This window comes from Frankia casuarinae (assembly GCF_000013345.1).
In the GTDB taxonomy this organism is placed as follows: Bacteria; Actinomycetota; Actinomycetes; order Frankiales; family Frankiaceae; genus Frankia; species Frankia casuarinae.
Window position 1 is genome coordinate 2583562 of record NC_007777.1, and the last position, 12698, is coordinate 2596259.

General features: G+C 69.4%; 12 protein-coding genes and 2 pseudogenes. 4 read left to right on the forward strand and 10 right to left on the reverse strand.

The annotated features are described in order from the left end of the window. Positions 1 to 96: 96 nt before the first annotated feature. Positions 97 to 309, forward strand: coding sequence for a hypothetical protein (locus FRANCCI3_RS26920; RefSeq protein WP_157493442.1), 213 nt, complete (start codon positions 97 to 99; stop codon positions 307 to 309). 68 nt (positions 310 to 377) lie between these two features. Next, positions 378 to 1376 (forward strand): annotated as a pseudogene (locus tag FRANCCI3_RS11100) (molybdopterin dinucleotide binding domain-containing protein); the annotation flags it as partial. A 215-nt stretch (positions 1377 to 1591) separates the two neighbouring features. Here the strand turns inward: FRANCCI3_RS11100 and FRANCCI3_RS11105 are convergent. Continuing rightward, the gene (locus FRANCCI3_RS11105) at positions 1592 to 3007 is read right to left on the reverse strand and encodes a hypothetical protein (protein WP_035958659.1); all 1416 of its coding nucleotides are present in this window, start codon (positions 3005 to 3007) and stop codon (positions 1592 to 1594) included. A gap of 249 nt (positions 3008 to 3256) precedes the next feature. Continuing rightward, on the reverse strand, positions 3257 to 3487 hold the full coding sequence (locus FRANCCI3_RS11110; protein ID WP_023841454.1) for a hypothetical protein: 231 nt from the start codon (positions 3485 to 3487) through the stop codon (positions 3257 to 3259). Positions 3488 to 3899: 412 nt separating this feature from the next. Here FRANCCI3_RS11110 and FRANCCI3_RS11115 point away from each other — a divergent pair, with 412 nt between their 5' ends. After that, a complete protein-coding gene (locus tag FRANCCI3_RS11115; RefSeq protein ID WP_235187144.1) occupies positions 3900 to 5180 on the forward strand; it encodes a lipase in 1281 nt (426 codons plus the stop codon). A 1024-nt stretch (positions 5181 to 6204) separates the two neighbouring features. On the opposite strand, the gene uppS is transcribed toward FRANCCI3_RS11115, so the two are convergent. From uppS to FRANCCI3_RS11135, 4 genes are all read right to left on the reverse strand, one after another. Continuing rightward, positions 6205 to 6978: a polyprenyl diphosphate synthase gene (gene uppS, locus FRANCCI3_RS11120; RefSeq protein WP_023841459.1), complete on the reverse strand. Its 774-nt coding sequence runs from the start codon at positions 6976 to 6978 to the stop codon at positions 6205 to 6207. Positions 6979 to 7292: 314 nt separating this feature from the next. Further along, positions 7293 to 7547 carry a hypothetical protein gene (locus tag FRANCCI3_RS11125; protein ID WP_011436631.1) on the reverse strand — a complete coding sequence of 85 codons (255 nt, stop codon included), beginning with the start codon at positions 7545 to 7547 and terminating at the stop codon, positions 7293 to 7295. Between the two features lie 542 nt (positions 7548 to 8089). Beyond that, complete coding sequence (locus tag FRANCCI3_RS11130) at positions 8090 to 8635, reverse strand: DUF1360 domain-containing protein (RefSeq protein WP_035733351.1); 546 nt, start codon at positions 8633 to 8635, stop codon at positions 8090 to 8092. 204 nt (positions 8636 to 8839) lie between these two features. Further along, a complete protein-coding gene (locus tag FRANCCI3_RS11135) occupies positions 8840 to 9211 on the reverse strand; it encodes a hypothetical protein (protein ID WP_023841461.1) in 372 nt (123 codons plus the stop codon). Between the two features lie 486 nt (positions 9212 to 9697). Between FRANCCI3_RS11135 and FRANCCI3_RS11140 the strand changes: the two genes are divergently transcribed. Further along, a complete protein-coding gene (locus tag FRANCCI3_RS11140; RefSeq protein ID WP_035958661.1) occupies positions 9698 to 10648 on the forward strand; it encodes a class I SAM-dependent methyltransferase in 951 nt (316 codons plus the stop codon). 291 nt (positions 10649 to 10939) lie between these two features. Here FRANCCI3_RS11140 and FRANCCI3_RS11145 read toward each other — a convergent pair whose 3' ends face one another. The 4 genes and pseudogenes from FRANCCI3_RS11145 to FRANCCI3_RS11155 form a co-directional block, all read right to left on the reverse strand. Continuing rightward, complete coding sequence (locus FRANCCI3_RS11145) at positions 10940 to 11167, reverse strand: hypothetical protein (RefSeq protein WP_023841463.1); 228 nt, start codon at positions 11165 to 11167, stop codon at positions 10940 to 10942. Between the two features lie 228 nt (positions 11168 to 11395). Then, positions 11396 to 11716, reverse strand: a complete 321-nt coding sequence (locus FRANCCI3_RS28035; protein ID WP_063579163.1) for a hypothetical protein — start codon at positions 11714 to 11716, stop codon at positions 11396 to 11398. Between the two features lie 184 nt (positions 11717 to 11900). After that, positions 11901 to 12011: pseudogene (locus FRANCCI3_RS28040) on the reverse strand (TetR/AcrR family transcriptional regulator); the annotation flags it as partial. Between the two features lie 125 nt (positions 12012 to 12136). After that, entirely contained in the window at positions 12137 to 12547 is a 411-nt protein-coding gene (locus FRANCCI3_RS11155; RefSeq protein ID WP_011436636.1) for a PaaI family thioesterase, read from the reverse strand. Between the last annotated feature and the right edge of the window lie 151 nt (positions 12548 to 12698).

The following is a 12698-nucleotide window of genomic DNA, read 5'->3' on the forward strand; positions in this document are numbered from 1 at the left end:
AAGACAAGGGGTAGCGGGGCCCTGGCCCGCTGTCGGTTCAATGTTGGTACCGGTTCAATGCCGGTGCCGGTGCCTGTCCTCATGGGGGTGTCAGTCATGTCGCGTAGGCGGAGTGAGGCTTTCGAAGCGGCGGCCGGGGTGCGTGCCGGGGCCGGGGTGCGTGCCGGGGCCGGCGGTGACGAGGACGCCGACCTGCGGGTGGAGGAGCCGGCGTCGGCGGCGGCGGGGCTGGCGGGGATGGGGCATGCGGTGGCGCGGTCGTGGGAGCGGATGGGGCCGGCCCGGGGGTGCGGACGTTGCGGCTGGTGAACCAGGATCACGGGTTTGACTGTCCGGGGTGCGCGTGGCCGGATCCGCCGGTGGGGGAGCGGTCGGTGGCCGAGTTCGCCTTCACCCCGCCGCGCCGCCACGGGTTCGATGCGGTGGGGACGATCCGGGCGATGCGCGACGGCCGGGTGAGGGTGTTCCTCGGCATGGGCGGGAACTTCGTGGCCGCGAGCCCGGACACCGCGGTGACGGAGGCGGCGATGCGGTCGTGCCGGCTGACGGTCCAGGTGTCGACGACGCTGAACCGGTCGCATGTGGTGACGGGCCGGGCGGCGTTGATCCTGCCGGCGCTGGGCCGTACGGAGATCGACGTGCAGGCCGCCGGACCGCAGCAGGTCAGCGTCGAGGACTCGATGGGGATGGTGCACGCCTCCCGCGGCGGTCTGGCGCCGGCCGGCCCGGGGCTGCGCTCGGAGGTGGCGATCGTCTGCGGCGTCGCGGCGGCCACCCTGGCCGGCCAGCCGGAGGTGGCCGAATCGGGGACAGCGGACCGGGTGGGGCTCGCCGGGGACTACCGGCGGATCCGCGCCCACATCGCCCGGGTCGTCCCCGGGTTCACCGATTACGAGGCGGGCCTGGCCGAGCTGGGGGGATTCCCGCTCCCGCACCCGCCGCGGGACAGCCGGACGTTCCCGACGCCGAGCGGGCGGGCCGCGCTGACGGTCAACACCTGTGAGGTGCTGCGGGTCCCGCCGGGACACCTGCTGTTGCAGACCGTCCGCTCCCACGACCAGTACAACACGACGATCTACGGCATGGACGACCGGTACCGCGGGGTGCGCCGCGGCCGGCGCGTCGTGTTCGTCCACCCGGACGACCTCGACGACCTCGGTATCGCCGACGGCACCCACGTCGACCTCGTTGGGGTCTGGACGGACGGGATGGACCGGCGCGCGGAGAACTTTCGCGTCGTGGCCTACCCGACCGCCCGCGGCTGCGCCGCCGCCTACTTCCCGGAGACCAACGTCCTGGTCCCCCTCGACAGCACCGCCGCCCGCAGCAACACCCCCACCTCGAAATCCCTGATCATCCGCCTGGAGGCAGGCTGAGACCGGGCCGGCACGGGCGAGTCGGAGGTATCCAACGGCCGGTCAGCCACGGTGGGGGCGGGTCCATATGATCATCTGGTCGCTCCTGTGCCCGGTCCGGCCTGTGGGCGGGTCCAATGGGTCGCCCGGCTGGGCGTATCGGTCGATCCAGGACGCGAGGGTGTCAGATGCGCCCACTCGAAGCCCCGGCGCAGGGGTGTGTTCCGGCGGCTGGATCAGGCCGTCGCCGGCGTCGATCTGCCGGCGGAAGCCCCCCGCCGGGGCAGAGCGTCCGCGGCGCCTGCGGGGGTGGCTGGTCTGCGTCGTGCGAGATCGGGTTCTTGACGGCGGTTGCCGGGGAGGATGCGGCGCTCCCAGCCGAACAGGTAGAGCAGGACGGGGACGAAGGCGAACTTGAACAGTTCGAAACCCTGCGCGGAGTTGATGAGGGAAGCGACCAGGAAGGGTATGAAGAGGGCGGCCGATGCCGGCCGTTTGACCAGCCGCAGCAGGACCAGGAAGATCGCTGCCAACAAAGCGTACGCGCCGATCCGACCGAAGTCGAACAGCCAGGTCACGTAGAGGGAGTTGGCCGCGTAGTTCCGGTCGTCACCGTATTTCTGGGCGAGATAGACGGAGTTCGAGTTCGGGCCGTAGCCGATGTTCGGATGACCGTTCTGCCGAGCCTCGGCCATGACGATCCGCGCGCTCGTGTAACGGCCGTTGGCGGTGGCGGGTGCCGTGTCATCGCCCAGCGCATCGAGTCCGGCGACGAGCCGGCCGAACGCGACCGTCAGGCCGTTGTTGCTGGCCAGGTAGCCGGTCGGGTCGATCCGGCCGATCCCGACGACGGTCAGTGGCAGGACGGCGGCGAGGACGATCGTCCGGCGGCCCCGGGCAGCCACCGCTCGAATCCCGTTGAGATAACAGAAGATCAGGCTGATAGCGGCGGTGAGCAGGACCGTGGGTGATTTGGTCAGCAGACCGGCGAGGACGACGAGTGCCAGGTTTCGCCACGACCTGCGCCGGACCGCCAGCAGGATCAGCACGGAGATGACCGGGGCCCAGGACGAGGGCTCGGCCAGCAGCCCGCGCAGCCGGGGCGTGCCGCCGGAGCCGGCGTCTACCCACACCGGCGCCGGTAGGACGGCGGCGACGGCATAGCCGGCCAAGGCGATCCACACGCAGCCCAATGACATCCGCCAGAAGACGTGTTCGAGGTGGCGGCGATCGAAGAAGAATGCCGCAAAGACGGCGATCGAGGCGTAGAAGACGCCGAACCGCAGGCTTGCCGCGAGGTATTCGGCCGCGCCGTCCGGGCCCATCGGGCCCATCGGGCCCATCGGGCCCATCGGGGCAAGGGAGTAAAAGCACATGACCGCCGCGATGAAAAGTACGGCCGACAGGCTGCGCAGCGCGCTGTGGACGAAGGTGGCACCGTTGCGGCGCGAGACCAGGGAGAGCACCGCGAGAAAGGAATAGAGAAAAACCTGGATCTTTGTGGTCGGGATGCCCACCCTGGCCGTTGGGGAGACCGGAACGGTGCAGACCAGATAACAGCCGACGAACACCCAGGTCGCCAGCCGGGCGGCCGGCCCGATCAGCTCGTTCTGCTGCGTCTGCTCCGCGGTTTCCGGGGCGGTTTCCCGCATCCCGGGGGAGCTGGCGGAGGTCGGATCGGGGCAATCGTGACCGATTTCATCACTAGCATTATAGATTTCCCTCCAAGGGGATAAACGCCGTGATTTTCCCGAAGCCCATGGGGAGCATGGTAACAACCACCGGAGCACTTTCCCGCGGCCTCCCTCGGCGGTGGGGCGCGGGTGTCGCCGCGGCGACCCTTTCCGGGGATCGACTGCCGATAGAGGCCGGACTGCTCGCCGGGCTTCCCACGAACCGGGTCACGACCCGGAGACCCCTTGCGCGGCACCGCGCAGCCGGGCGGCGGCGAACAGGTCCGCCATCGCCGCCGGGAAATCCTCGCTGATCTGTGGACCCAGCTCCGGGCCCACCTCGTCGACTCCCGGGCCGGCGATCTCCAACCGGTGGACGACCGCGGTCCGGCCGTCGCCGAGTGGCGTTAGCGTGTGCCGGATGATAACCCCTCGCGTAGATGGTCTGTCCGAAGACATTATAGGGAGGGTGATCCGGCGAGAGCCGGTGAGCCGTCCGAATCCCGTGCGCGGTGGTTTTCCCCGCCCGGCTCGACCCGCTGACCGCATTCATCCTGGACAGGCCCACTTTTAGGATCACCGGCGTGGCGACAGGCCCACTTCTAGCGTCACCGGCATCGCAATGCACACGCGGGAAGGAAGCCACATGCAGGAAAGAGGCCACGTGCAGAAAAGAAGTCATGTGCCACTGGGGCGTCACATGCGAGAAATCGGCCACGCGCGGGAAATGGGCCGCGTGCGGGAAGGAGGTCACATGCGGGAAACGGGTCACGCGCGGGAAACGGGTCATGTCCAGGAAGAAGGCCAGGAAGGAGGCCACGCGCCGCGGAGACGTCACGCGCGGCTGGTAGGTCACGGGCAGCAGGACATCGTGAGGAGGGGACGGCGCTCCCGGCGGCGCCGGACCGTCATCGGGCTCGTCCTCGCCGCGACGACCGCGGCGACGGCCGCCGCGACGACCAGCGCCCTCATCGACCCCGCCGCGGCCACCGGGCCGACCGCGGCTTGGCACCACACATCCTCCTACCGCGGGGATGTGGTCTCCGTCAAACGGCTACGGGTCCTGTCGGCGGAGTATGTGCGGGCGGTCCTGGCCAGTACCGGGTTCGACGCCGATCCGGAGGTGATCCGGTCGGGGGTGCGGACCTACCGGGTCGTGTACTACACGATCGACCCCCGTGGACGTCGGACGACCGCCAGCGGCCTGGTGGCGCTGCCGCGCACCGAGGACCGCTGGCTGCAGGTCGTCTCCTACGCCCACGGCACCGAGATCAACCGCGCGGACGCCCCGTCGACCGCGACCGATCTGGAGGCCAACTCCTGGGGGCAGGCCCCGGCCCTCACCTACGCCGCCGCCGGGTTCGCTGCGGTCGCCCCCGACTACCTGGGCTACGGCGTCGGGCCGGGTGACCATCCGTGGTTGGATGTCCCCTCGGAAACCAGCGCGTCGCTGGACCTGCTCCGTGCGGCGCGCACCGTCGCCGCGCGTGAAGGCCGGAAGTTCAAACGGGATGTGCTGGTCACCGGGTTCTCCCAGGGCGCTTCGGCGGCCACGGGACTGGGGAAGGCACTGTGGGCCGGCGCCGACCCGTCGTTCCGGCTCGGTGCCCTGGCGCCCGTCAGCGGAGCCTATGACCTGCGTTCCGTGGAGCTGCCGGCATGGCTGAACGGGCAGGTCGCATGGCCCTTCGGTGTCGGCTACACCGCCTTCTTCCTCGTCTCCTGGAACCGCCTGTACCACCTGTACCGCTCGCCCGCGGAGGTGTTCCAGGATCCGAAGGTCGCGACGCTCTTCGACGGCAAGCACACCGGGGAGCAGATCCTCGCCGGCCTGCCGGCGACCACCGGCAAGCTGCTCACCCCGCACGGCTTCGACCTGCTCCGCAACCCCTGGGACGGGCTGGCCGTGGGGCTGTGGGCGGCGGACCATACCTGTTCGAACTGGAACCCGAGGGCGCCGGTCCGGCTCTTCGTCGGCGGCGCCGACCATCAGGTTCCGCGGGCCAACAGCGAGCATTGCCAGGCCGCGTTCCTGGCACGTGGCGCCGACGCCCCGATCATCAACCTGGGACCCAACGTCGGTCATCTCGACTCCAACAAGGCCGGTACGGCCGCGGTCGTCCGCTGGTTCCGGCAACAGGTGCAGCAGTAGCGGCGAGTTGACGGACCAGGACGATCCATGCTCTCCGGCCTGATCCCGGCGCGGGCCTGATCCCGGCGCGGGCTGGGCCGGACGGTCGGGGCGCGGGTGGTTGTGGCATTCCACCCGCGTCCCGACTACCGCCGGTCCCATCGCCGGCGATGGTCGGTTCATCGCCAGCGGCGGTCAGGTATCTCGGCGCCTCTTGGGAGTGCAGACAAGATAATCAACGGTGTTGACGACGTTCCGACCGCCATTTTTGATCATGGCTAGATTCGGAAAGGCCACACCGGGGGCCCGATGGTTTCGGTGCGGACGGGGAAATTGGGGCTGGGCATATTGACCTCGAGTCCGAGCCTCTTGTTGATTTTGAGAGCGCGATTCGCATAAAAAGCGAGGATTCGCGGGGCCACTGACGCCACCGTGGCGGTGGCCGGCTCGGGTATGACGGCCGAAACTATCGCAGCTATGTCGACGCCGTTAGCGACCATCTCGGTCTCCTCTCTGGTGAAGAAGATCTTCCAACCCTTGTGGACGCTGGTGGCGGATGCCATTGATGCTCCGTTTATGTCTGACCTCAGGTCCCGACAGGCGACAGGCTTGCACCAGAGCGACGGAGACTCGATGGTAGTTCGCTGATGGCGCAATAAGCACTTACTTGCGGTAATGGCACCACTGGGCGTTTCCGCGGGCAGGATGCGGCCGACCGGGCGGGTGACCAGCCGTCGGACGACGACGATGCGCTGGGTGCTCGACACATCCCTGAAGCCCATAGGTGGCCCATGGCCGGCGTTGACCGCCTGAACGATCTTCCTGCCCGGCGGGATACCAGCTCCGCTCAAGAGAGGAAAGGAGGAAAGGAGGAACGAAGGGGGGAGGGGCCGGGCGAAGGAAGAAATGATCGGGCAACGGGAAGCGGAAACCCGACGCGCGCAGTCCGCCGTCCAGGGGGCGGGCTCAGGAGTGGCTCAGGAGTGGCTCAAGGGCGGTTCAGGAGACGGGCCGGGGGCTGCTCATGGGCGGGCCAGACGGTGGATCAGGCGCCGTGGCGTCGCTCCCTGGCGGCGAAGCTGCGCAGGGCGCGCAGGAAGTCGATCTCACGGAACGCCGGCCAGTACGCCTCGCAGAAATACAGCTCCGAGTAGGCGCTCTGCCAGAGCAGGAAGTTGGACAGCCGCTGTTCCCCGCTGGTGCGGATCACCAGATCGGGGTCGGGCTGGCCGGCGGTGTAGAGGTGCTGGGCGATGTCGTCCACGGTCAGCGTCGACGCGACGTCGGTCAGCGAGTCCCCGGCCTCGGCCCGCTCGTGCAGCAGCTCGCGCAGGGCCTCGATGACCTCCTGGCGACCCCCGTACCCGACGGCGAGGGTGACGTGGGCGCCGGTCGTGACGCTGCGGGTTGTCTCCACGGCCTCTTTGAGGACACGGGCCGTGCTGTCCGGCAGCGTGTCCAGCATGCCCGCGAGATGGACCTGCCAGCGGGCGTCCGGCCGCCCGAGCCGGTCGGCCACCACCTGCTCGATCACCTGCATGAGGAAGGCGACCTCGGCGTCCCCGCGCTGCTGCAGGTTCTCCGTCGAGCAGACGAACACGGTGACGTGTTTGATGCCGACAAGCTCGCACCAGGACAGGACGTCCTCGGCGTGCTCGGCGCCGTACTTGTGGCCGAGGCTCGGATTCGCCATGCCCATCTCGCGGGCCCAGCGGCGGTTGCCGTCCATGACCAGCCCGACGTGCGCAGGCAGTGGACCCGCCATGACCTGCCGACGCAGGCGACGGGTGTAGAGCGCGTAGAGGGGGCCGGCCGTCATCTGCACCTTCGATTACACCTTCGATTGTGGGACGCCCGGCGATCGCGGGGCACCCGGGGGAGGAGGAGTCCGGGGAGAGCCCATGGTCGGAGAGGGGTTCATGGCCGCTTCCGGCCTGTGGTCGATGGGCCTGTGGTCGATCTGTCGTCGGTGCCGTGGGTGTCGCATCGCCGCATGCGGGGGTAGCGGGGTAGCGGGGGTAGCGGAGGAGTGGAGGAGTGGAGGAGCGGTACGTCGGAATACCAGTGTGCCCTCTCCCGAAGAAGGGCTTCCGCGGGGGCTCGGGCCGACGCCGCGATCGGGCGGTCCACCGGTCACAGGACCGCTACCGGCCCACCCGCCCCGTGCAGGTCCAGCGCCGGAATCACCAGCCAGCTCTCGTAGCCCCCCGCCCGGGCGTGCCGGTTCGCCTCGGCCGGTGTCACGAAGAATCCGACGACACCTTCCACCGCCCGATCCGGTCCGATGAGGACCGCCAACGCCCATAGCGGGCCGGATTGCTGCGGATTCGCGGCCGGAATATGCGACCACACGTCCGACCAGCTCGACTGGTCAGCCGAGGACTCCATCACGCACCCCTCTTCACGCAGCTTGTCCGGAGCCACCCACGGCGGCCATGGCGGACGAAGGTCGACCGGCGAGAACCATCGGTATCACTATCGGTGCCGCCTCTGCGTCTTACGGTGACATTCGGTAAGTTTCTGTCCATACTCTCGCCACGGCGCTCCAGATGAACAGCTTGGCGCCTCGGGCCCCTCTTCCGTGCCTATTTCAACACGAGCGCCGGCTGAGACGTGACACACGGACCGCCGTTCGGCGATGCTTTGATGATTTGAGTTCTTCGGACCCGTTCCAGGCCTTCGCGGTCGGCGGTCCAGCGAGGGAGTTCGCGCAGGTTGTCCGCCATGGCCCTTGGTCTCTCGCCGGGCACCGCGGGGTTCAAACGTCTGCACGTGCAGCCGGCTCTCACGATGGGACCGGACCCAATTCTTCTGGAGTATGCACGCGCAGATGTACGGGCGTGCGCATGCGCGTACGCACGTCACACATCATCACTGCGCCGCCAGTTCCCGTGATCTGGGTGCAACACCCACCACCCGGGCGGGAATGGTCAGCCCCTGGTGGCCCGTTGTTGCGCGTTCGCGTAGACGAGTTGAAGTAGGTCGGAGCCGGTGACCACCGTGAAGACGGATGCGGCGAGCCGCGTCGGCCGAGGCGCGACGACCAGGCCGAAGACGAAGCCGGTGGCCATCCACTGCGCGGTGCAGAACGGGCAAGTGAGTAGCTCACCCACGCTGTGCCGGGCCGGGGGATGCTCGCGGACCTCCTCGGCGAGTTCCGCCGGTCCCGCGGTGCCGCGGAAGCGGGTGAAGGGGGCGCGCAGCGGGCTCGTCACCGGGTCCTTGGTGAGAATGCGGCTCAGCTTGTGCGTGGCGATCGTGACGAGAACCAGGTCGGAGACCGCGAACCGCTCGGGCAGGACCGCACCGGACACCCGGCCGATCAGCCCGAGAGCCGCGCACAACCCGCCATACGCCGACAGGGTGGCAAGATAGCTGCGCAGCGGGCGGGGCTCGTTGCCCGCGTACTCGCTCTGTTCCTGGCGCGCCGTGTTGGTCAGGCGGGCCAGGACACCGGTTTTCGGGGCACGCATCATGTCGGATGCCTGCCCACCGTCTCCGACGGTAACCAGGTGGAACATGCCCCGCGACACGCCCCGCCGGCCGCCGCCAGTGGCGGACCCGGTGGAGGCCACCGGGTCCGCCGCCCGGGTCCGTGCGGCGGGAGGATGGGGTCATGCTCTCGTCGGCCGGCCTGGACGAGTTTGTCGCAGCTTTCGGGGTTGTCGGCCGGGTCTCGTTCAGGACTCCGGTGCCGCGTCCCCGTGGCCGTTCGCGTTGGCACGCCGGGTGGTCGTGTTGAACATGCGGGTGAGGTACTCGGTGCGCAGGACACCGCGGCCGTCGGCTCCGACATAGCCGACGTCGCGGGTGAGGTAGCCCTCGGGATAGGTGTAGCCGGCGGCGGTGACCTCGCCGTTGCGGGTCCACCAGGCTTTGCGCTGGGTGCGGCAGCGGTCGCAGGCGTGGATGACGTGGTAGGCGCGGGCCTCACGGTCCCAGGTGGCGCTGTGGGGCTGCCAGCGGTGTCCCATGGTGCGGCATTCCACGAAGCTCACGGGCAGGTCGTGCGCCCAGGACTCGATGCTGCGACGGGGGGACTGCTCGGCCATCAGGGTGTTGGCCCCTTTCCGGGGAGACGGTGCGCGGGACGGGAACGACGAATGTAACGGTGGGAGAACGCCGACGGTCTCCTGGAGTGATCCTGCCATCCGGACCCGGTGTGGGTCTCTTCGGTGGGCATGCTGGCGCGCCCCCTGTGACCAGGGTGTATTGGCAATGGACGGCCTACTGTAGTGGGTACGGAGGCAGCGTTGTCGTGCACGCGATTCACGCTGCCGCCTGCTTCACCGCAACCATCGACACTTTCGGTGAACGGCCTGCGGTTGTGGGGCGCGCGGGACGGGGACCTCGAGGCCGAGGTGGAGGCCGAGGTGGAGGCCGAGGTGGAGGCCGAGGTGGATGTGCACGGCTTCCAGCACGCTCACCCGGGCATGGCCGCCGATGGCGAGCGCGACGGGCCGATGATCACCTTCTTGCCTGTGGGTGCCCCTGCGGTAGTGGCATGCAATCGTGGAAGAGTGCGGGGACATCGGCCCATGGGCGGTCACGGGGGTGCGAGCCGGACCGCGGTGCTGGTGTGCCAGGGGCGGGCCGTCGCGCACGGGCGCATCGCTGTCGACCGGTTCGACGATCCGACAGCGATGATGTTTCTGCGCGCCGACGAACGGGGCGTTGTCGAGTGGGTGCGCGGTGGTGTCCCGCCGCGGGGGTGGGGGGCGCGGCTTGAGTTTGAGATGGTGCGGGCCTGCGGTGAGGTGATGGTGCCGCGTACCGTCGCCATCGACGAGGCCCTCCGGGAGGCCGTCGGTGGGGCCGACGGCGATCGGGAGGTGCGGCGGGCGGAGCAACTGGTGGTTCTCGGCGCGGGCCTGGACGGACGGCCCTGGCGGATGCCGGAGCTCGCCGGCGTCGCCGTATTCGAGGTCGATCATCCGGCGTCCCAGCGGGACAAGCTCGACCGGCTCGGGGACGCGGATCGGCTCGGGGACGCGGGGCCGCCGGGAACGGCACCGCGCTTTGCGCCGGTGGACTTCAGCCGTGACGACCTCGACGCGGCCCTGACGTCGGTGGGGCATCGGCCGACGGTGCCGACGGTCTGGATCTGGGAGGGTGTCGTACCCTACCTCACCCGTGGCCAAGTCGCCGCCACGACCCGGGTCGTGGCGGGGCGCTCGACCCCGGGAAGCCGCCTGATCGTTCATTACCACGCGCCGGCGCTCTCGGCGCTTCTCGGCCGGCTGGCGGGACGGGTGCTGACTATTGTGTCACGGCGCCCCGATCCCATGGCCCGCGAACCCAACCGCTCGGCATGGACCCCCGCCGCGATGCGTCGGATGCTCGCCGCCCACGGCTTCACCGTCCGCCGCGACGACGACCTGCTCACGCTCGCCCGGCGATTGGCGGTGCCGGTTCGGCACCGCCAATCGCTGCGCAACGGCCACGTCGTCGTAGCCGACCTCCTCGTGGCCGACTTCGACACGGTCTGACCCGCCCTGGTCTGGCGCCACCTCGCGCGCTCCGCTCACGCGAACCGATCCGCCAGTCACCCTGATCCGCCCGTCACCTGACCTACTTACAGTATGTAGCGCCATCGTGGGTTTCGGTTGGGGTTGACCGGGGATGATGTCCAGGGCACCCGTGTGGGGAAACCTGCGAGACCGCACTCGGCGATCGTGGCGACCGACCGGCAAGACACTGCGGACCGTACGCCGGTCGGTCGTCTCCGCGGCCGGGCACCGGGGGAACCGGAGCCACCGGAGGAGGTGAGAGGGGCCGGGTCAGAGCCGGTTGCGCAGCAATTGCTTGCCCTCCTCGGCGCCCTTGCGGCTTTCGTTCTGCGCCCGGCGGAACAAGCTAGCCAGCTCCTGGTCGTCGTCGCGCTCGGCGTCGCCGATGTAGGTCTCCAGCCGCAGCGCGTTGCTCAGACACCGCTCCGTGAACCACAGCAGGTCGTACTGGGCGTCCTTCGTGCCGGTGACGTTCCCGGTCTCGGCTGTCGTGGTCATCTGATCGGCTCCCTTCATCGGGGTCTGCGGATACACATCCTTCGGAGTACCAGTTCCCGCACGGGCCGCTCTTACCCGTCTGTCCGTCCGTGGCCCGAGCACGAGCGACCAACCGCAGAAGATCGACAGCCCGCTCGACACGATCCACGATCACGCCCGCGCCGCCCATGGCACCGCCTCCCCCGGGTGATCCGTCGTGATCCGTCGTGATCCGTCGTGATCCGTCGTCTATGATCCCGTACCGGGGTGGTGCTCCGTTTTATAAGATCCCGGGGTGTCATCGGTCGTCGGCCGGGACTGAACCCGCAGGCCATCGGTCATGATCGAGAGCAGGGGTCGAGCGTGGTCCGCCCGCTCCGGCGCCTGTTCCCGGATCCAGCCGATGGCGGTCACGAGAGAGATCACCTCCTCGACCCGCACGTCCGACCGGACGTCGCCGGCCCGCTGGGCCCGGACGAGGAATGCCAGCGTCGCCTGCTCGAGGGAGTAGCAGGACGCGTGCAGCCCCGTCTCCTCGTCGCGCACCATGGTGAGCAGCCTGGCGGCCACCCCCCCGGTAGGTCGCGATGTGCGCAATCAGTTTGTCGAGCCAACCGAACAGCGCCGCGCCCGCGTCCGGGGCGTCCAGCAGCCGGTCCACCTCGTCGAGTAGCGCGGCGGTCCGGTCGTGCGGCAGCGCCTCGAGCAGCGCGTCCCGGTTGGGAAAGTGCCGGAAGAGCGTGCCGATCCCGACCTCCGCCTGCCTGGCGACCTCGTTGAGGGAGATGTCCCTGTCGCTGCCGGCGAAGGCGCCCCGGGCCACCTCGAGGATCCGCTCGCGGTTGCGGCGCGCGTGCGAGCGCATCGGCCGGTCCGCCGTCGCCACGCTGCTGGCCGTGTGCACCTCCGGGGGGCTCGGCCGTACGCCCCTTCGAGCCTACGAAGCTTGGTCGTACGGAAGCTTGGTCGTCACGAGGGGTGTGCTGGTGGTCAGCGGCGCGCGACGGTGCCGAGCGCGACGGCGCAGAGCCGTTCCCCGTCCCTGTCTCCGCCGCGGTCGAAGACCTCGCAGCGCACGGTAACCAGAGTGGAGCCGGCGTGGACGACCTCGGCACGGGCGATGAGCTCGTCGCCCCGCGCCCCCCGGAGATAGTTGATCTTCATCTCGGAGGTCAGGACGGCGTCCCCCGCGACGCTGCCGGCGGCGAAGGTGAGGGCAGTGTCGGCGGCATAGCTCAGCGCCCCGCCGTGCGCGGCGCCGTGCTGCTGGCGTAGATGATCTCCGAGCGGGATGGTCAGCTCGGCCACCCCCGCCTCGAAGCGACTGAGCCGGGCGCCGAGCAGTCGACTGAAGGGCTGGGCTGCGAGTAGCCCGCGGGCCACGGCGATGTCGGGCGTCATCGGCTCTCCAGGAAGGTGTGCCTGCCGGCGGGGTGCCTACCAAGCAGTGTGGGCCTTGGGAGGTTCGTGGGTCGTCAGGGACTGGGCGCGGGTGGCGGAGGGGTGACGACACGATTGGCAGTGGTCTCGATGGCGGACTGCGGACTGATGA

Bases quoted from the DNA above. Each gene is read 5' to 3' on its own strand.
- FRANCCI3_RS26920 (WP_157493442.1), top strand. From the start codon at position 97: ATGTCGCGTAGGCGGAGTGAGGCTTTCGAAGCGGCGGCCGGGGTGCGT.
- FRANCCI3_RS11105 (WP_035958659.1), bottom strand. From the start codon at position 3,007: ATGCGGGAAACCGCCCCGGAAACCGCGGAGCAGACGCAGCAGAACGAG.
- FRANCCI3_RS11110 (WP_023841454.1), bottom strand. From the start codon at position 3,487: ATGTCTTCGGACAGACCATCTACGCGAGGGGTTATCATCCGGCACACG.
- uppS (WP_023841459.1), bottom strand. From the start codon at position 6,978: ATGACGGCCGGCCCCCTCTACGCGCTCTACACCCGTCGCCTGCGTCGG.
- FRANCCI3_RS11125 (WP_011436631.1), bottom strand. From the start codon at position 7,547: ATGGAGTCCTCGGCTGACCAGTCGAGCTGGTCGGACGTGTGGTCGCAT.
- FRANCCI3_RS11130 (WP_035733351.1), bottom strand. From the start codon at position 8,635: ATGATGCGTGCCCCGAAAACCGGTGTCCTGGCCCGCCTGACCAACACG.
- FRANCCI3_RS11135 (WP_023841461.1), bottom strand. From the start codon at position 9,211: ATGGCCGAGCAGTCCCCCCGTCGCAGCATCGAGTCCTGGGCGCACGAC.
- FRANCCI3_RS11140 (WP_035958661.1), top strand. From the start codon at position 9,698: ATGGGCGGTCACGGGGGTGCGAGCCGGACCGCGGTGCTGGTGTGCCAG.
- FRANCCI3_RS11145 (WP_023841463.1), bottom strand. From the start codon at position 11,167: ATGACCACGACAGCCGAGACCGGGAACGTCACCGGCACGAAGGACGCC.
- FRANCCI3_RS11155 (WP_011436636.1), bottom strand. From the start codon at position 12,547: ATGACGCCCGACATCGCCGTGGCCCGCGGGCTACTCGCAGCCCAGCCC.